Here is a 16,542-nt window from a genome sequence, read left to right as displayed (position 1 = left end):
TGTTTCGAGCGGGCCAGTCGAAGATCACGGTGACCGCGGATCCGGCGGGCAACGGCCACTCGTCTACGAGCTGCGAACTGCGCCATTTCCCGCGCGCCCCGCTACTGCCGCCGCCGATCGGGGTCGCCACCGGGAACCGCGCCGACAGGCCACGATCGCGCCGTCGCGGATACCCCGGCGGCCGCACAGTGGCGGCGAGGCGGCCGTCGTGGAACACGACACCAAGCCTCGGTCATCGTGGTCCGAAAACCGGTCCGGAAAGAACCGGAACTCCTCCGACGCACCCGCGGTGAAGGCGGTGATCTCAAGGGGCAGGTGCTCGCGCCACACCTGCTCCGAGCGCAGGACCACCACGCGCGCCTCGGACTCGTCGAGCACGCGTTCCCAGGGAAGGCTCGCCGCCGGCACCGAGGACCGGGGCGCCATCGCGCGCGTCCGGTCGACCACCGGCTGCGGCAGCTCCACCGGCTCGGAAGTCAAGTCGTCGATGATGCCCGTTCCCACCTCGTGTCAGGTGTCAACTGCCCACGGTTTGTTCAGACTTCGTGAGCTGGCTCAGCTCGCGCAGGCGCCCGTGCTCACGTTCGTCGTCTGGGACGGCGCCGCGGCGACCTCGGCGCGGACCTGTTCCGCGGTCAGGGTGAAGCCGGTGTCCGGGTCTTCCACCGCCGCGCCGAAGACGACGCCGATGACGTCGCCGTCGGGGGTGATCATGGGGCCGCCGGAGTTGCCGCTGCGGATGCCGGCGCGGATGGTGAAGACGTCGCGCTGCACGGTGTTGGCGTCGTAGATGTCCGGGCCGCGCAGGTTGATGCGGCCGCGCACGCGGGCGGCGGTGGAGGTGTACGGGCCGTCGAGCGGGTAGCCGAGCACGATGGCGTTGTCGCCGGCGCGCGCGGTTTCCTGGGCGAACGGCAGCGCGGGCGCGGACAGGCCCGGCACCGCCAGCACGGCGATGTCGACCTCGGGGTTGAAGTACACGACGCGCGCCCGGTAGTCGCCGCGCGTGGACTCGATGCCGACCTCGTCGGTGCCCGCGACCACGTGCGCGTTGGTCATCACGCGCTGCGGCGCGATCACGAAACCACTGCCCTCCAGCGATTTCGAGCACGACGGCGCGTTGCCGCGGATCTTCACCACGCTCGGGTGCACCCGCCGCGCGACCGCGGTGATGTTCATCGACGTGTCCGGCGGCGCGGCGTCGGCGGCCGGCGCCTTCTCGAACGGCGAGAGCGCCGACGGGAAGCCCGAGGCGTCGAGCAGCTTGCGCAGGTCGCTCGGCAGGCCCTGGGCCTCGGCCGGCATCAGGTCGTTGACCTCGCCCAGCACCACCGACGAGTTGATCGACTTCGCGAGCCCCGGGATGGCCGACACGGTGGTGAGCGGGTTCGCCACCAGCCAGGCCACCACGAAAACCGCTGCGGCCTGGACGATCGCGCCCAGCGTCTTGTCCACTCCGGACAGCTTGTCCGGGTTGATCTTCTGGCGCAGCTTGCGCCCGATCCACACCCCGAGCGTCTCGCCGAGCACCACGAGGAACACGACCACGGCGAGCGCGAAGGCCACCTTCGCGACGGGACTGTCGAACAGCTCGATCACGAACGGCGCCAGCTTCACGCCGAGCACCGCCCCGATGGCGACGCCGATCAGCGCGGGCAGCGCGACGATCACGCCCTGGAACGCCCCCGAGACAGCCGCCAGCACCGCCAGCACCAGCACGAGGACATCGACCCAGTTCACGCCGTCACTCCTCGTTCGCCTCTCCCCGCGCCGCGTTCCGGGCCCGGTGTTCGGCCAACGCTACGTCAAGGTCGCGCACGTCGCCGGTGTCCCACTCGCGCTCCCAGCCACCGAGTGAAAGCAGCGCCGACAGCAGCCCCGCGGTGAAGCCCCACACGAACAGACCCTCGACGTCGAACGCCGGGCCCGTCCACGAGCGCCCGCGCATCCGCACGCGGAAGCGGTTGGCCGGATCGGCGAGGTCCGCGAGCGCGACGCGCGCGACGGCGGCCGTCTCGCCGGGGTCCACGGCGTGCACGGGCGAGGGCGTGTGCCAGTACGCGAGCACGGGCGTCACGGCGAAGCGCGACACCGGCACGGGCAGCTCCGGCAGGATCGCGACGGGCAGGATCCCCGACGGGTCCACGCCCGTCTCCTCCTCGGCTTCACGCAGTGCCGTGCCGACGGGCCCGCCGTCGCCGTCCTCCGCGCCGCCGCCCGGGAACGCGACCTGGCCCGCGTGGGAGCCGAGCGTGTCGGCGCGGCGCTGCAGCAGCACGTCGGGACCGTCGGCGCGCTCGCCGAAGAGGATCAGCACGGCGGCCGAGCGTGTGAGCGAGTCGTCGACGGTGAAGCGGCTGAACGCGCGGCTGTCGACCTCCCCGGACACCTTCACCAGCGGCCGCAGCCACTCCGGCACGGCTTCGGGCTCGACGAGGGGACCGGTCATGAGAAGTCCTTCACGGCTGCGCGCACCTGGTCGGTGCTGTCGAACAAGCGGGGATTGGAGATGAAGCGCACCTGACCGTCGGGGGTCACGAGGTAGGACGCGGGCAAGTTCGAGGGCACCTTGAGGGCGGTGCGGATCGGTCCGGTCGAGCCGCCGCCGTCGTAGACCGAGGGCAGGTGCACGCCGAGGGTCCGCAGCAGGCCGAGCCCGTCGGCCGCGGGGCTGGCCACCTGCACCCCGACCACGCGCACGGCGCCGGGTTCGGTGGCGTACTTCTGCAGCACCGGCAGCTCGGTGCGGCACGGTGTGCACCACGACGCCCACACGTTCACCAGCGTCGGGCCGCCGGCGAGGACCTTGCCGACGTCGACGCGCGAGCCGTCGCCGAGGCAGTCGGCCTGGATGCCGGAGAGCTGCCCCACGGCGGGCCCGGGAGACGGCGGCGGGCACGCCTGCAACGCGGCCTGCGCGCGGGCGGCGGTGAGATCACCCGTCGCGGCGGGCGCGTCCTTCGAGCCGCCGCGCGTGGTGAGCACGGCGACCAGCACCGCGACCACCAGGACCGCGACGCCGAGTGCCCACTTGGTGACCGTTGTCACCCTCGCGCCGCCAGCTCGAGGATGTGCTCACGCTCCTCGCCCTTGACGAGCTTCGCGGCGACCTCGAACTCCGTGGGTCCCAGTCCGTAGGACGGGCAGTCCTTCTTCAGCGGGCACGCGCCGCACGCCGGCTTGCGCGCGTGGCACACGCGGCGGCCGTGGAAGATCACGCGGTGCGAGAGCATCGTCCACTCCTTGCGGGGGATCAGCTCCCCCACCGCGTGCTCGACCTTCACCGGGTCTTCCTCGGCGGTCCAGCCCCAGCGGCGCACGAGGCGGCCGAAGTGGGTGTCCACAGTGATTCCCGGCACGCCGAACGCGTTGCCGAGCACGACGTTGGCCGTTTTGCGCCCCACACCGGGGAGTGTGACGAGGTCGTCGAGCTTCTTGGGGACCTCGCCGTCGAAGCGCTCCACGAGCGCCGCGCCGAGGCCTATCACCGAGTTGGCTTTGGCCCTGAAAAACCCGGTGGGCCTCAGGAACTCCTCGAGTTCGGTGCGATCGGCGCCCGCGTAGGCGGCCGCCGTGGGATAGCGCTTGAACAACGCGGGCGTGACCAGGTTCACCCGCACGTCGGTGGTCTGGGCGGAAAGCACCACCGCGACCAGGAGTTCCAGCGGATTCGTGAAGTCCAGCTCGGCTTTCGCGTCGGGATACACCTCGTCGAGGCAACGCTTCATACGCCGGGCGCGTCTCACCAAGGCGAGCCGGCTTTCACCGGCGCCCTCGCGGGGGGCGTTCGTGACGGCAGGTGGCACCCCGATAGCCTACGGGCGCGTCGGACGAGCCGGGCGGGAGCACCCGCCGGTGGACGGCCGACACGCCAGAGCACCACCTCGGCGCACCGTGTGCCGCGAGGAGCGAGGATCTGGAGTCGATGCTTACTTTCCGTAGTGGATGTGCGTCATGACCGCGTGGTTCGTGATTCTGGTCCCACTGGTGATCATGTTCTTCGCTCTCTTCATGGAGCGGGTGGAAAGCCGCCTCAAGCACGTCGCGGTGCAGGAGAACGAGGTCGAGGAGTTCCTGGAGCAGGCCCAACCCAACGAGGTCAGGGCCCTGTACGGCCACGGAATCGGCCGCGCTCTGGAGCTGTTCCGGCTGCGCAGGCTGGGCGGACGGGCAGCCAGGCTACGCGCGCGACGCGTGCGGAGTTAGGCTCCCTGTTCGTGCGAGATCGTCTCCGGCTGCCGCGCCCCGCGCGGCGAGCCGACGGGCGATCTCGCCGACACGCCCTAGACTGACGCGAAAGTGATCGGCGACACGGCCTTCGACCTGCGAAGGAAGTGATCGTTTCTCGACGAGGAGGCACCCGAGGTGGACGAAACCCTGGCCCGTGCGGGCATTTTCCAGGGTGTTGAGCCGGCAGCCGCTGAGGCTCTGGCCCAGACCTTGGAATCCGTGGAGTTCCCCCGCGGCCATGTCATCTTCAGCGAGGGTGAGCCGGGCGACAAGCTGTACATCATCCAGTCCGGCAAGGTGAAGATCGGCCGCAAGTCACCCGACGGCCGCGAGAACCTCCTGGGCATCTTCGGCCCGTCGGACATGTTCGGCGAGCTGTCCATCTTCGACCCGGGCCCGCGCACGTCGAGTGCGACGACGGTCACCGAGGTCCGCGCCGTCACGATGGACCGCCCGGCCCTGCGCCAGTGGATCTCGACGCGCCCGGAGATCGCGGAGCAGCTGCTGCGCGTCGTGGCCCGCAGGCTGCGCCGGACGAACAACATGGTCGCCGAGCTGATCTTCACCGACGTGCCCGGCCGCGTGGCCCGCGCGCTCCTGCAGCTCGCGCAGCGCTTCGGCAGCCAGGAGGCCGGCCTCCTGCGCGTGACCCACGACCTCACGCAGGAGGAGATCGCCCAGTACGTCGGCGCCTCCCGCGAGACCGTCAACAAGGCCCTCGCCGACTTCGCCCACCGCGGCTGGCTGCGGCTGGAAGGCAAGAGCGTCCTGATCCTGGACCCCGAACGCCTGGCCCGCCGCGCGCGGTAACTGCTTTGGACTGAAGGCCACCCTCGCCACACGGCGTCGGGTGGCCTTCGTCGTTTTTGGGGCTTTTGGGACTGGAGCGGGGATTCAGCCTTTGTGGGCGTCCCCCACACGAGCGGCATCCAGCCGACCATGCCGTGTCGCGGCGCGTTTTTCCTCCACCGCAGGGAAACTAAGTGGACCACCCGGCGGGAGCGAAGCCGCCACAAACGACAAAGAGCCGGGCGCCACCCCCGACGTGGCGCACCGGCTCCTTGCCTCGCGCGGACCATCCCCCGACGACCCGCGCTCCCCGCCCTCCGGTTCAGGCCCCGACCCGTATGCCGGAGGGAGTTGGGATGTGCTGTTTCTCAACCATCATGGCCACTACCCACGAATTCAAGGCCATTCACTCTCAAGGACGCCGCTTCGGCCGTTTCGTTGCACGAGTTCACCGAGAATCCATAGAGCGTTACGGGATCGAGACCTCTGCGGCGTAACCGACGCCGTTCGATGGAGGTGACGCACCTGACCGCAAAACAACTGGTACTTCCGTACCACTCTCAGGCATACTGGTACGCGTGTCCCACTCTGCTCGCTCCGAAGGCCGCACCACACTCGCCGACTACCGTGCCGCGCTGAGGGCCCCTGGCTCTCGCCGCCCGGTCGTCGCGTCGGTGCTCGCCCGCTTGCCGATCGCGATGATCGGCATCTCGGCGCTGCTCTACGTGCAGCGCGAGACCGGTTCGTTCGCCGCAGCCGGGCTGGTTTCCGCCAGCTCGCTCGCCGGCGTGTCCGTGGGCGCGGTGGTGCAGGGGCGCCTCATCGACCGCTACGGGCCCACGCGGCCGCTGCTGGCCACGGTGGGACTGTTCGCGCTGTCGATGGTCGCGCTGGCCCTGGCGATCGAGGCGCACGCGCCGACGGTCCTCCTGGTCGCGCTGGCCGCCGCCACGGGTCTGTCGGAGCCGATGATCGGGTCGGCCTCACGTGCGTTGTGGACGAAGCTGCTTCCGGAAGGCCCGGCGCGCAACGCGGCCTTCTCGTACGAAGCGATCAGCATGGAGGTGTTCTTCATCCTCGGCCCGGGCATCGCGGGTCTGCTGATCACGGCGCCGTGGGCCGGCACGGGCATGGTCGCGGGCGCCGCGGCGATGGTCACCGGCGCGACGGTGTTCGCGCTGAGCCCCGCCGTGCGCGCCTGGGGCCCTGCTCCGCGCGCGAAGTCGAAGCTGCTGGGTGCGCTGGCGAGCCCGGGCATGCGGACGCTCGCCGTGGCCGCGTTGGGCTTCGGTGTGGTGATCGGGTTCGTCGAGGTGGCCGTGCCGGCCGCCGCGACGGAGTCCGGGCACGCGGCGTTGAGCGGGCTGCTGCTTTCGGCGTGGTCGCTGACGTCGGTGGCGTTCGGCGTGGCCTACAGCCTGCACCCGTGGCCGCGCCGGCTGGGCCTGCGCTTGCCCGCGTTGCTGGGCGGGTTCGGCGCGCTGGTGGCGCTGCTGGCACTGCCGTCGTCGCTGTGGGCGCTGGCGCTGCTGATGCTGCTGGCCGGCGCGCTGATCACCCCGCAGTCGACCACGCACTCGACGGCGATCGAAACGGTCGCGCCGCGTGGTACGGCCGCGGAGGCCTTCGGCTGGGTCCTCACGGCTGTGACGCTGGGGCTGGCCGCGGGCCAGTCGGTGAGCGGTTACCTGGTCGAGCACTCGGGCCCGAGCGCGTCGTTCCTGGCCGCCGGCGGCGCCGGGGTGGCGCTGGCGATCGTGGTGTGGCTGATGCGCGGCACCGTGCGCGCGCCGGCGTCGGAGCCGACCGGCTCGGGTGAGCTCGTGGGCGCGGGAAACTGACGTCTCCGCAGTTCAGCAGGGCCGTGGCCGTTTTCTGTCGGTGGTCCGCGCTAGCTTCGCGGGCATGGATCTGACGTCACCGGCACGGCCGCTGTCCACAGCCGTGAACGCCGCCGCGCGCCTGCTGCCGAGGCAGGCCGCGCTGCGGCTGCGCGCCGACGCGGACGGGCTCACGGTCGCTGGCAGCGACCGTGACCTGTCCGTGCGGTTGGCGTGCCCGGCGACGTCGCACACCGACGGGGAGGTGCTCGTGCCGGCGGCGCCGCTGGCCGAGACGCTGAAGATGCTGGACGTCGACCAGGTGCGCCTGGTCGTCGAAGGCAGCCGGCTGGCGGTGCGCGTGGAAGGGGCGCGCTTCGCCTTGCCGCTGCTGGACCGGGGTGCGCGCGTGGAGCCCGCGCAACCGCCGCGGTTGTCCGAAGTGGACGGGGAGCTGCTGGCGGCCGCGGTCCGCACGGTCGCGGGCACGGCGGCGAAGGACGATCCGCTGCCGGTCTTCACGGGCGTGCGCGTGCAGAGCTCCGGTGACACGCTCGTGCTCACCGCCTCGGACCGCTACCGCATGGCCGTGGCGCGCCTGCCGTTGCGAGCGGTGTGGGGGCCGCTCGACGTGCTCGTGCCCGCGCGCCTGCTGACCGAGGCCACGCGCCACGCCACGGGCACCCTCACCCTCCACGCCGACTCCGGCCACTTCGGCCTGGCCTGGGCCGGCGGCACCGTCACCACCGCCGTCCTCGACGCGGGGTTCCTGTCGGCCGACGCGATTCCGAGCGGCGACGTCGACACGGAGGTCGAGCTGCCCGCCGACGCCCTCGCCGCGGCCATCCGTCGCGTCGGCGTCTACGCCGAAGACCGCCGCGTCCTGACCCTCGAAGTGGGCGACGCGCACGTCCGCCTCGCCAGCACCCGCGCCGACACGGGCGAAGCCGAGGAAACCCTGAAGGCAAACGTTTGCGGCGGCCGCACCTCGCCGTCATTCCAGGCGCGCTACCTGCTCGACGCCCTCGCGCCCTTCGCCGACTCCACCGTGCGGCTGTCGATCCAGCCGGGGCTGCGCGCGTGTGTCCTGACGGCGGCGGAGCCCCAGGAGGTGAGCCTCACGTACTACCTGATGCCGATGCTGCCCCGCTGAGATTGACGGGACGCGGCCGCCGTGCAGCCGGGCGCACGAATGCCCCTCATCCGTCTCTGACGGCGCCGTCGACCCTGCTGCGCAGGTACTCCGCAGCGACGGGCGAGATCAGGGCGCGACCCAGCTGCCCGAGCGTTTGATGGTCCGGATCATCGGTGCCGTCTCGACCTGGTGGATGCCGGGGAGGGCGCCGAGGCGGGCGGCGAGGAAGTCGTAGAGGGCGTCGTCATCGCGGCAGCCGACGCTGAGGGCCAGGTTGGTCGGGCCGGTGGTGGCCGCGACGAGCGCGACTTCCGGATAGGTCGCGACCTCGCGGGCGACGGCGTCGAGGCGGGACGGAGTGACGCCGAGCCACAACAAGGCCGACAGCGACGCACCGAGCAGGGCAGCATCCACCTCGACGTCGAAGTAGAGCGCGCCCGAGGAGCGCAGGTGCTCGAGGCGGCGCCGGACGGTCGTTTCGGAGCGTCCCGACGCAGCGGCGAGCGTGGCCAGCGAGGCGCGGCCGTCGTGGGCCAGGGCGGTGAAGAGGGCGTCGTCACCGGGCTCCAGGCGCGGCGCCGCGCCGCTGTGCTCCCAGACGGGGGTCAGCGCGGCGACCTGAGCGGCGTCCAACGCACTCGCCCGCCCCGGCCAGCCCGCCGGACCACCGGCGAAGCGGCGCAGCAACCGGTGCGCCGTCACGGACACCACGCGCGGCGTACGCGGCAGCTGTCCCAGCAGCTTCGACTGGGGCGCTCCCGGCAACCCGTACGGCGCCTGCCACTGCATCGACGTCCCGTTCCTCTTCGGCACGCACGACGCCGCCCCAGGTGCCGCCTGCCTCGCCGGCGCGCCCGAAGGCCTGCCCGAGATCGCCGACCTGCGCCAGATCTGGGCGCAGTTCCTCCACGGCGAACGCCCGGTCATCGACACCCCGCTGCTCACCGCGTTCTGACGACGAAAACGGGCCGCTCACCAGCCCGGTGAGCGGCCCTTCCCTAAACCGTCAGGCCGCCGAAGCCGCCTTCACCGCCGCCTCGACCTCGGCGAACGACGGGTTCACCATCGCGGTCGACCCGACGATCACCGTCGGCACGGTCTCGTTGCCGTCGGCCACCTCGCGCACGCGCTCGGCCGCGCCCGGCTCCTCCCAGATGTTGATCTCCTTGACGTTCAGGCCGCTCGCCATCAGCGGCCGCCGCAGCGCCGCGCAGAAGCCGCAGCCCGGCCGCCAGTAGAACTCGACCTCGACGTCACTCATCGCCCGTCCTCCGAAGCACGTAGGTAGTCCAGCTGCGCCCGCACGCTCTGTTCGGCAGGCGCCCACAGCGCCCGGTCGACGTCCGCGTAGACCACCTCGACCACCTGTCGCGGCGACGCGTCGGCCCCGAGCACCTTCAAAGCGGAACGCACCTGGTCCAGCCGCTGTTCCCGGTGGGCCAGGTATTCGCGCGCGGTCGCGGGCAGATCGGCCAGCTCCGGGCCGTGGCCGGGCAGGCCGGGGGTACCTTCGGGCAGCTCGATGAGCTTGCGCAGCGACCGCAGGTAGTCGCCGAGGTCCTTGAGCACGGTCGTGCCGCGCCCGAGGATCGTGTCGCCGGTCAGGATCTGCCCCGCGACGTGCAGGGACACGGAATCGTCAGTGTGCCCGGGCGTGTGCAGCACGCGGAACTCGAGCCCACCCGCGGTCAACACCTCACCGTCGGCCAAGGCCGGCGCGCCGACGCACAGCGAAGCGTCGAACGCGCGGATCGGCGCGCCCACGCGCTCGGCGAACCACGGCGCGCCCTCGGCGTGGTCGGCGTGGTGGTGGGTCAGCACCACGAGCTCCACGGCGCCGACGGCCGCGAGCTTCTCCAGGTGCTCCAGGTCCTGGTAGCCGGGGTCGACGACCACGCCGGCCGGCGCGTCCGGACCACGCAGGACCCAGCTGTTCGTGCCCTCGAGCGTCATCGTCGACGGGTTGTTCTCCAGCAGCACCTGCACGGTCTCGGAGACGCGGCGAAGCACGCCGTACGCGGGGGCAGTCACCGGTCAGACCTCCGTCGGGTCGAGGACGACGCGGAAGCGGTCGCCTTCCTTGATGAGCGTCGGCATGGTCCGCACGATCTCGCGCGGCGCGGCCAGCAGCGCGTCGGCCGTGGCGAACTCGTCGATCTCGACGAGCGTGAGCCACGTCGGGGGCATCAGCATGCGGCGGCCTTCGCGCGCGTCGCCGACCGCGGCCGACGGGCGCTGCCAACCCGTGGCGAGAGCCTCGGACGTCGCGCCGTCCGCGCGCTGGCCCTCGGGCAGCTTCGCGGAGAAGAAGCGGGTGTCGTAGCGGCGCGGCTCCTGCGGTGGCGTGACCCAGTGGGCGAACGGCCGCAGCAGGTCCGCGCGCAACGTGAGCCCGGCGTCGGCGAGGAACGCGGCGAGCGAGATTTCCCGGCTCTCCAAGGCTTTCCGGGCTTCTGCATATGGCGCGACGTCGGCGACCACCGCGTCTTCCGTGCCCGCCAGCAGCACGCCGGACTCTTCGAACGTCTCGCGCACCGCGGCGCACACGAGCGCGCGGGCGAGGCTCTCGTCGCACGTGAACTGCCCGGCCCACCAGCTCGGCGGTGGTCCGGCCCACGCGACGGACGCGTCGGCGTCGCGCGGATCCACCCCGCCGCCGGGGAAGACGGTCATGCCGCCGGCGAAGGGCATGCCCTTCACGCGGTGCTGCAGGAAGACTTCGAGACCGTCCGCGCCGTCGCGGGTGAGGATCACCGTGGCGGCGTCTTTGGGCTTCACGGGCGGGCCGTCGGCGTTCGCCCTCGTACTGACTCCGGCCCCCACGGGGATGTCGAAAAGGAACTCACGCGGCCGATCCACCGAGGCAACATACCTCGCACCCGTGACCTCACGCCCACAAGTTGTGACATGTCACCGACGCACCGCAGCCCCGGACCCACACGGGCCCGGGGCTGCGATCGAAACGTCAGAACCTCAGGACGACCAGCGGTCGCCACCCGAACGGGACGCCCCGTTGAGCCGCAGCCGGGCCGCCTCGGCGCGTTCGCGCTCGGCCAGCTCCTCGTGCAGCTCCCGCAGCAGCGCGCGGTCGCGCTCCGACAGGCTCGGGTCGTCCAGGTCCAGCGCGGGCAGCTCCACGACCTCGTGCATGCTCGGCTTGCCCGCGGCGATTTCGCGGCCCTTCTCCGGGTCCTCCGCGAGCGCCTGGCGCAGCTGGGCGACCTCGGCCGGCGTCAGGTCGGCGGTGCGCTCGGCGCGCGTCTCCGACCGCGACTTGCGCGAGTTGTCCGCCTGCGGAGTGGGCGCGTTCTGCACGATCGGCACCACGGGGGCGACGGCTTCGGGCGCCTGCCGGATGCTGTGCCGGCTCGGGGCCTCCATCACGACCGGCTCCACGACGGGCGTCGGCACCGGCGTGGGTGCCGGAGCCGGCGGCGTGACGACCGGCTCGGGCCGGTAGTCCGACGTCGTCGTGTGCGTGGCCCCGGTGACCCACACCGGCGTGGCGACGGACGCGGCCGACTGGTGGTACGCGGACCGCGCGACACCCGGGCCGCTGACCTCGACGACGGAGCGGATGCCGGCGCGGCGCAGGGCCGTGTCGACGCGGAACGCGACCGCGGGCGGGTTGCCCTCCGGGCCCAGCTCCACCAGCACCACGCGCTGCGGCAGCGCACCCGGCACGGAACCCGCCGGGGTGTTGCGCCACACCGCGTGCACCGAGCGGACGTCCGGCAGCACCTGCAGGGTGCGGTCGAGCGCCTCCGCCAGCCCGAACTCCGGCTGGTTGTCGCCGGTGAAGCGGTGGCTGTGGACCTGCTCGGCCTCGTCGACCAGCAGGTCGTTGGCGAGTGTCGCGTCCGACCGGCTCATCTCGAGCACCAGCGCCAGCTCGCGCTGCTCGGCCGAGCTGACGGAGATGCGGCCCGCGATGAGCGTGCCGGTCGTCAGTTCGACCGCTTCGTCGATGTGCGCGCGGGCGATCAGCTCACGCGCTTCGGTGAGCGCGCTGTCGTCGATGCGGCCCGCCAGGGCCAGCAACAAGTTGTGCAGGCGCAGGGGCACCGAGAACCCGTCCATGGGCGGGCCTTCGTGAACCTCCACCATTGCTCTGCTCCTCCCAGCTCGCCTGGCGGCTCGAGCGTTAAGCGGCGACGAGTCGATTACCGGAACCCGCGGCGCCGACGCAGACCAGCTCGGAATTGGCGAGCGCGGCCCGGTGGTACCCGGGAAGGTCGAAGCGCGGTGGGATGACCTCGACGCTCGGTTCCTCGTCCCCCAGCACCCGCAGCACGCGCTGCAGTTCGCCGGTGAGCCTCGGCAGCCCGGACGTCGCCGTCACCAGCAGGACTCGCTTGGCCCCACCCTCACCGACCACACCGAGGTGTCGCCAGCTTTGCCGCACTTCCCCCACATCCGCGCGTCCCCGCAACGTTGCGTGGAGCAAGACGGACACAGAGTCGACTGAGTTCACCCATTCGGGCGCACTCGGTGTGAATGTGTACCTGGTCTCGGTGACGTCGTCTACCCCCAGGGTGGAACTGACCTGGTGCCAGTCGGCGCCGTGCGGGATGAGACCCGCGACGAGCAGGCGGTACTCGGTTTGGTCCAGATCGATCCTGTGCTTAAGCAAAGACCTGGGCAGCGTGCGCGCGAGCGTGCCCATCGCGCCCTCGCCCAGCCAGTCGCGGAACCGCCACAGGAGCTGGTCGGGCGTGCGGCCTGCGAGCCGGATCAGCAGCTCGTGCAGGGACTGTTCGATGTCGGGGTCCATCACTTCACCTCCACGATCAGTTCGACCTCCACGGGCGCCCCGATCGGCAGCTCCGCGACGCCGACGGCCGAGCGGGCGTGCTTGCCCGCGTCGCCGAAGATCTCGCCGAGCAGCTCGGACGCGCCGTTGATCACCGCGGGCTGGCCGGTGAAGCCCTCCGCGGACGCGACGAAGCCGACCACCTTGACGATCCGCGTCACCGAGTCGATGCCCACGAGCGCGTGCACGGCGGCCAGCGCGTTGAGCACGGAGGTGCGGGCGTGGCCCTTGGCCTCTTCGGGGCTGACCTCCGCGCCGACCTTGCCGGTCGCGGCGAGCGTGCCGTCGACGAAGGGCAGCTGGCCGGAGGTGTAGACGTGCGAGCCGCTCTGCACGGCCGGCACGTAGGCGGCCAGCGGCGCGGCGACGCCGGGCAGTTCGATGCCGAGCTCGGCGAGCCGGGAAGTCCAGGTCACGACGGGTCCCCTCAGTTCTTCGGGCGCTTGAGGTACGCGACGTGCTGCTCGCCGCTCGGGTTCGGGAGCACGGTGACCAGCTCCCAGCCGTCCTCGCCCCACTGGTCGAGGATCTGCTTCGTCGCGTGGATCAGCAGGGGGACAGTCGCGTACTCCCATTTGGTGGCGCTCATGACCGGGGAGCGTAGCCAAGCGGGCAAGGGCGGTCATGGCCACCGCCGTCCAACGGCCGGGCCGCTCAGGGGAACACAGGTGCACCCGTCCAGGTGAACGACTCACCGACCGTCTGCGAATGTGGTCCACTTCACACCTCCGGCACTCGCTAGCGTGGAGGTGTGGAGACGTGGCGGATCGTCGCGACCGCCTTGCTCGCCGCGGCCGGGCTGCCGCTCGTGCTCGTGGTGATGGCCAAGGTGCGCGACCACGTGAACAGCTCGGCCCGGGTCGCGATCGGCGGCGCGATCACGTTCACGGCGCTGGTCGTGGTGGCCGTGCTCACGCTCACGGTCCTGCCCGGCGTCCTCACCTGGATCCTCGTCGCCGCGGTCGCGGCTGCGGTCGGCGTCATGGTGCTCGCCAGCTGAGCGCCGGTTTAGTGTTGACGGCGTGACCACACCCCCCGCCGGCTGGCCCGACGAGCTCACCCGGGCCCGGCTGCATTTCGTCACCGGCAAGGGCGGCACCGGCAAGACCACCCTCGCCGCGGCGCTGGGTCTGGCCCTCGCGCGCGAGGGCCGCCGGGTGCTGCTGATCGAGGTCGAGGGCCGCCAGGGCATCGCCCAGCTCTTCGACACCGAGCCGCTGCCGTACGCGGAGCAGCGCATCGCGTCCGTCCCCGGCGGGGGCGAGCTGCGCGCGCTGCACATCGACGTCGAGGCCGCGCTGCTCGAGTACTTCGAGATGTTCTACAACCTGGGCTTCGCCGGCCGGACGCTGCGGCGGATGGGCGCGATCGAGTTCGCGACCACGCTCGCGCCGGGCCTGCGCGACGTCCTGCTCACCGGGAAGATCAAGGAGTGCGTGGGCCGCACGGAGTCCGACGGCCGCCACACCTACGACGCCGTGGTGGTCGACTCGCCGCCCACCGGCCGCGTGGTCAAGTTCCTCGACGTCACCAAGGCCCTGACCGACCTCGCCAAGACCGGCCCGATCCGCGGCCAGGCCGACGGCGTCGTGCGGCTGCTGCACTCGGGCGAGACCGCCATCCACCTCACCACGCTGCTGGAAGAGATGCCGGTGCGCGAGACCGTGGAGGCCGTGGCGGAGCTCGACGGCGCCGACCTGCGCCCGGGCGCCGTGCTGGTCAACCGCGTGCGCCCGCCACGCCTGCCCGCGCGTTCCGTCACGGCGGCGGCCGACGGTCGCGTCGACGCCGGCCGCGTGCGCTCCGGCCTCGCGTCGGCCGGGCTGAAGCTGCCGGACGACACGCTCGAGGCATTGGTGGAGGAGACCGTGGAGCACGCCGTGCGCGTGGCCGCGGAGCAGCGGGCGCGCGAGCAGCTCGCCGAGGCCGATCTGCCGACGCTGGAGCTGCCGGAGGTCACCGACGGCGTGGACGTCGCGTCGCTCTACGACCTCGCGGAAGCGTTGCTGGACCAGGGGGTGCGCTGATGACCGCCATTGACGTCGACGCCCTGCTCGACGACCCGGAGAGCCGCGTGATCGTGTGCTGCGGCTCCGGCGGCGTCGGCAAGACGACCACCGCGGCGGCGCTCGCGTTGCGCGCGGCCGAGCGCGGCCGGCAGACGGTGGTGCTGACCATCGACCCGGCGCGGCGGCTGGCGCAGGCGCTGGGGCTGCGTGAGCTGGGCAACCACCCGCGTCAGGTGCAGGTGGCGGGGTTCGAGCCCAAGGGCGAGCTGTGGGCGATGATGCTCGACATGCGCCGCACGTTCGACGACATGGTGCGCGTGCACGCCGGCCCCGAGCGCGCCGAGCAGCTGCTGCAGAACCCCTTCTACCAGACCATTTCCACGTCGTTCTCCGGCACGCAGGAGTACATGGCGATGGAGAAGCTGGGCCAGCTCGCCGCCACGGACGAGTGGGACCTGATCGTGGTCGACACGCCGCCGAGCCGCTCGGCACTCGACTTCCTGGACGCGCCGACGCGCCTGTCCAGCGCGCTCGACGGCCGCATGATCCGGCTGCTGACTGGCCCCGCGAAGGCGGGCGGCTGGGGGCTGCGCAAGGTGGTCAGCGCGGGGTTCTCGATGTTCGCCAAGGCCGTGTCGACGATCATCGGCGGGCAGCTGCTGGCCGACGCGTCGGCGTTCATGCAGGCCTTCGACAGCATGTTCGGCGGGTTCCGCGAGCGCGCTCGCAAGACGGCGGAGCTGCTGCGCTCCAGCGGCACGTCGTTCCTCGTGATCGCCGCGCCGGAGCCCGACGCGCTGCGCGAGGCTTCGTACTTCGTGGAGCGGCTCGCGGGTGAGTCGATGCCGCTCGGCGGGCTCGTCGCGAACCGGACGCACCCGGTGCTCGCGTCGCTTTCGGCGTCGGAGGCCATCGCGGCCGCGGAGTCGCTGCAGAAGGGCGGCACGAACGCACCGCTGGCCGAGGCCGTGCTGCGGCTGCACGCCGACCGCGTGGCGCTGGCCGAGCGCGAGAACCGGCTGCTGGCGCGGTTCACGAAAGCACATCCGGAAGTGCCGCTGGTGCGAGTTCCGGCGTTGGCCGGTGACGTGCACGACCTCGAAGGTCTGCGCGACATCGGGACCAAGCTCGCGAGTGGCCAGGCCTGATCTCGGGCCCGGCCACTCACGAAGGCGTCAGCTGACTTGCGCGCCTTCCAGCGCGTCGCGCTTGGCCGCCTCGAGCAGCTCGGTCCAGCTGGTGACGTCGGAACGACGGCGCAGCAATGCGCGGCGCTCGCGTTCGGTCATGCCACCCCAGACACCGAAGTTGATCCGGCCGTCGAGCGCCTCGGCGAGGCATTCCGTGCGAACCGGGCACCCCATGCACACGGCTTTCGCCCGGTTCTGCTCGGCGCCGCGCACGAAGAGCCCGTCGGGATCCGCATCCCGGCACGACGCGCTCATGCGCCAGCTCGACTGGTTGGTCTCCATACCCCCAGCTCCCTACCCTGGTGTTCGACACCAGCGAAGGTGAAGCTCCCGCTCCCACCCCCGCGAGCGTGTCTCCCTCTGCTCTCACGTCGGTGACGGCACCTCCCCGGTGCCGCTGCCGCCGTTCGGTCCAGAGGAGCTCCCACTCGCACTGGGCCGTCGGTCGGCAAATCTTTCGTGAGACGTTGACGGACTGTAGGGGCCCTCGGTTCCCCCCGCCAAGACCTAGCATGCATTCCGTTACCGGAAGTCACCTCATGGGGTCCGTTTTGTC

General features: G+C 71.7%; 21 protein-coding genes. 7 read left to right on the top strand and 14 right to left on the bottom strand.

Annotated elements, in window-relative coordinates; genetic code table 11:
• Positions 1–63: 63 nt before the first annotated feature.
• From ACFY1H_RS05055 to nth, 5 genes are all read right to left on the bottom strand, one after another.
• A complete protein-coding gene (locus ACFY1H_RS05055) occupies positions 64–465 on the bottom strand; it encodes a hypothetical protein (protein ID WP_386944685.1) in 402 nt (133 codons plus the stop codon).
• A gap of 90 nt (positions 466–555) precedes the next feature.
• A complete protein-coding gene (locus ACFY1H_RS05050; protein WP_366583984.1) occupies positions 556–1,740 on the bottom strand; it encodes a MarP family serine protease in 1,185 nt (394 codons plus the stop codon).
• A gap of 4 nt (positions 1,741–1,744) precedes the next feature.
• Positions 1,745–2,449 (bottom strand): CoA pyrophosphatase, encoded by a 705-nt coding sequence (locus ACFY1H_RS05045; RefSeq protein ID WP_366583985.1) that lies wholly within the window; start codon positions 2,447–2,449, stop codon positions 1,745–1,747.
• Positions 2,446–3,048 (bottom strand): TlpA family protein disulfide reductase, encoded by a 603-nt coding sequence (locus ACFY1H_RS05040; protein WP_386944682.1) that lies wholly within the window; start codon positions 3,046–3,048, stop codon positions 2,446–2,448. The genes ACFY1H_RS05045 and ACFY1H_RS05040 overlap by 4 nt, the downstream gene beginning before the upstream one ends.
• Entirely contained in the window at positions 3,045–3,728 is a 684-nt protein-coding gene (nth, locus tag ACFY1H_RS05035; protein ID WP_386944680.1) for an endonuclease III, read from the bottom strand. The genes ACFY1H_RS05040 and nth overlap by 4 nt, the downstream gene beginning before the upstream one ends.
• A 226-nt stretch (positions 3,729–3,954) precedes the next feature.
• On the opposite strand from nth, the gene ACFY1H_RS05030 reads away from it, so the two are divergent.
• The 4 genes from ACFY1H_RS05030 (at position 3,955) to ACFY1H_RS05015 (ending at position 7,992) form a co-directional block, all read left to right on the top strand.
• Complete coding sequence (locus ACFY1H_RS05030) at positions 3,955–4,206, top strand: hypothetical protein (protein ID WP_204092841.1); 252 nt, start codon at positions 3,955–3,957, stop codon at positions 4,204–4,206.
• 159 nt (positions 4,207–4,365) lie between these two features.
• The gene (locus ACFY1H_RS05025) at positions 4,366–5,040 is read left to right on the top strand and encodes a Crp/Fnr family transcriptional regulator (protein ID WP_204092840.1); all 675 of its coding nucleotides are present in this window, start codon (positions 4,366–4,368) and stop codon (positions 5,038–5,040) included.
• Positions 5,041–5,597: 557 nt separating this feature from the next.
• The gene (locus tag ACFY1H_RS05020; protein ID WP_386944678.1) at positions 5,598–6,860 is read left to right on the top strand and encodes an MFS transporter; all 1,263 of its coding nucleotides are present in this window, start codon (positions 5,598–5,600) and stop codon (positions 6,858–6,860) included.
• Positions 6,861–6,924: 64 nt separating this feature from the next.
• Positions 6,925–7,992: a DNA polymerase III subunit beta gene (locus tag ACFY1H_RS05015; protein ID WP_386944676.1), complete on the top strand. Its 1,068-nt coding sequence runs from the start codon at positions 6,925–6,927 to the stop codon at positions 7,990–7,992.
• A gap of 108 nt (positions 7,993–8,100) precedes the next feature.
• On the opposite strand, the gene ACFY1H_RS05010 is transcribed toward ACFY1H_RS05015, so the two are convergent.
• The 8 genes from ACFY1H_RS05010 to ACFY1H_RS04975 all read right to left on the bottom strand — a co-directional run bounded on the left by ACFY1H_RS05010 (position 8,101) and on the right by ACFY1H_RS04975 (position 13,376).
• Complete coding sequence (locus ACFY1H_RS05010; RefSeq protein ID WP_386944674.1) at positions 8,101–8,763, bottom strand: Lrp/AsnC family transcriptional regulator; 663 nt, start codon at positions 8,761–8,763, stop codon at positions 8,101–8,103.
• A 217-nt stretch (positions 8,764–8,980) separates the two neighbouring features.
• Entirely contained in the window at positions 8,981–9,235 is a 255-nt protein-coding gene (locus tag ACFY1H_RS05005; protein ID WP_366583991.1) for a glutaredoxin domain-containing protein, read from the bottom strand.
• A complete protein-coding gene (locus ACFY1H_RS05000; protein WP_386944673.1) occupies positions 9,232–10,005 on the bottom strand; it encodes an MBL fold metallo-hydrolase in 774 nt (257 codons plus the stop codon). The genes ACFY1H_RS05005 and ACFY1H_RS05000 overlap by 4 nt, the downstream gene beginning before the upstream one ends.
• 3 nt (positions 10,006–10,008) lie before the next feature.
• The gene (locus tag ACFY1H_RS04995; RefSeq protein WP_386944671.1) at positions 10,009–10,833 is read right to left on the bottom strand and encodes an NUDIX hydrolase; all 825 of its coding nucleotides are present in this window, start codon (positions 10,831–10,833) and stop codon (positions 10,009–10,011) included.
• A gap of 114 nt (positions 10,834–10,947) precedes the next feature.
• Positions 10,948–12,081, bottom strand: coding sequence for a hypothetical protein (locus ACFY1H_RS04990; protein WP_386944669.1), 1,134 nt, complete (start codon positions 12,079–12,081; stop codon positions 10,948–10,950).
• A 37-nt stretch (positions 12,082–12,118) separates the two neighbouring features.
• Positions 12,119–12,748 carry a hypothetical protein gene (locus ACFY1H_RS04985; RefSeq protein ID WP_220244880.1) on the bottom strand — a complete coding sequence of 210 codons (630 nt, stop codon included), beginning with the start codon at positions 12,746–12,748 and terminating at the stop codon, positions 12,119–12,121.
• The gene (locus ACFY1H_RS04980) at positions 12,748–13,203 is read right to left on the bottom strand and encodes a RidA family protein (RefSeq protein ID WP_220244881.1); all 456 of its coding nucleotides are present in this window, start codon (positions 13,201–13,203) and stop codon (positions 12,748–12,750) included. Before ACFY1H_RS04980 ends, ACFY1H_RS04985 begins: the two co-directional genes overlap by 1 nt.
• Positions 13,204–13,214: 11 nt before the next feature.
• Positions 13,215–13,376: a DUF4177 domain-containing protein gene (locus ACFY1H_RS04975; protein WP_006238837.1), complete on the bottom strand. Its 162-nt coding sequence runs from the start codon at positions 13,374–13,376 to the stop codon at positions 13,215–13,217.
• 162 nt (positions 13,377–13,538) lie between these two features.
• On the opposite strand from ACFY1H_RS04975, the gene ACFY1H_RS04970 reads away from it, so the two are divergent.
• From ACFY1H_RS04970 to ACFY1H_RS04960, 3 genes are read left to right on the top strand one after another with little or no spacing between them, the layout of a single operon-like run.
• Positions 13,539–13,787: a hypothetical protein gene (locus ACFY1H_RS04970; protein WP_366583995.1), complete on the top strand. Its 249-nt coding sequence runs from the start codon at positions 13,539–13,541 to the stop codon at positions 13,785–13,787.
• A 22-nt stretch (positions 13,788–13,809) separates the two neighbouring features.
• Entirely contained in the window at positions 13,810–14,814 is a 1,005-nt protein-coding gene (locus ACFY1H_RS04965; protein ID WP_366583996.1) for an ArsA-related P-loop ATPase, read from the top strand.
• Positions 14,814–15,944: an ArsA family ATPase gene (locus ACFY1H_RS04960; protein ID WP_386944665.1), complete on the top strand. Its 1,131-nt coding sequence runs from the start codon at positions 14,814–14,816 to the stop codon at positions 15,942–15,944. Before ACFY1H_RS04965 ends, ACFY1H_RS04960 begins: the two co-directional genes overlap by 1 nt.
• Before the next feature lie 27 nt (positions 15,945–15,971).
• Here ACFY1H_RS04960 and ACFY1H_RS04955 read toward each other — a convergent pair whose 3' ends face one another.
• Positions 15,972–16,268 (bottom strand): WhiB family transcriptional regulator, encoded by a 297-nt coding sequence (locus ACFY1H_RS04955; protein ID WP_364051249.1) that lies wholly within the window; start codon positions 16,266–16,268, stop codon positions 15,972–15,974.
• Positions 16,269–16,542 lie beyond the last annotated feature (274 nt).

Source organism: Amycolatopsis sp. NPDC001319, from assembly GCF_042896185.1.
Lineage (GTDB): Bacteria > Actinomycetota > Actinomycetes > Mycobacteriales > Pseudonocardiaceae > Amycolatopsis.
The sequence above is the reverse complement of the archived record's forward strand: the minus strand, read 5'-3'. Positions and strand labels throughout refer to the sequence as shown.

What these genes read in the sequence shown, in the direction of transcription:
- ACFY1H_RS05030 (WP_204092841.1), top strand. Translation starts at nt 3,955, where the DNA reads ATGACCGCGTGGTTCGTGATTCTGGTCCCACTGGTGATCATGTTCTTC.
- ACFY1H_RS04985 (WP_220244880.1), bottom strand. Translation starts at nt 12,748, where the DNA reads ATGGACCCCGACATCGAACAGTCCCTGCACGAGCTGCTGATCCGGCTC.
- ACFY1H_RS04990 (WP_386944669.1), bottom strand. Translation starts at nt 12,081, where the DNA reads ATGGTGGAGGTTCACGAAGGCCCGCCCATGGACGGGTTCTCGGTGCCC.
- ACFY1H_RS05045 (WP_366583985.1), bottom strand. Translation starts at nt 2,449, where the DNA reads ATGACCGGTCCCCTCGTCGAGCCCGAAGCCGTGCCGGAGTGGCTGCGG.
- ACFY1H_RS04975 (WP_006238837.1), bottom strand. Translation starts at nt 13,376, where the DNA reads ATGAGCGCCACCAAATGGGAGTACGCGACTGTCCCCCTGCTGATCCAC.
- ACFY1H_RS05005 (WP_366583991.1), bottom strand. Translation starts at nt 9,235, where the DNA reads ATGAGTGACGTCGAGGTCGAGTTCTACTGGCGGCCGGGCTGCGGCTTC.
- nth (WP_386944680.1), bottom strand. Translation starts at nt 3,728, where the DNA reads ATGAAGCGTTGCCTCGACGAGGTGTATCCCGACGCGAAAGCCGAGCTG.
- ACFY1H_RS04960 (WP_386944665.1), top strand. Translation starts at nt 14,814, where the DNA reads ATGACCGCCATTGACGTCGACGCCCTGCTCGACGACCCGGAGAGCCGC.
- ACFY1H_RS05015 (WP_386944676.1), top strand. Translation starts at nt 6,925, where the DNA reads ATGGATCTGACGTCACCGGCACGGCCGCTGTCCACAGCCGTGAACGCC.
- ACFY1H_RS04955 (WP_364051249.1), bottom strand. Translation starts at nt 16,268, where the DNA reads ATGGAGACCAACCAGTCGAGCTGGCGCATGAGCGCGTCGTGCCGGGAT.
- ACFY1H_RS05010 (WP_386944674.1), bottom strand. Translation starts at nt 8,763, where the DNA reads ATGCAGTGGCAGGCGCCGTACGGGTTGCCGGGAGCGCCCCAGTCGAAG.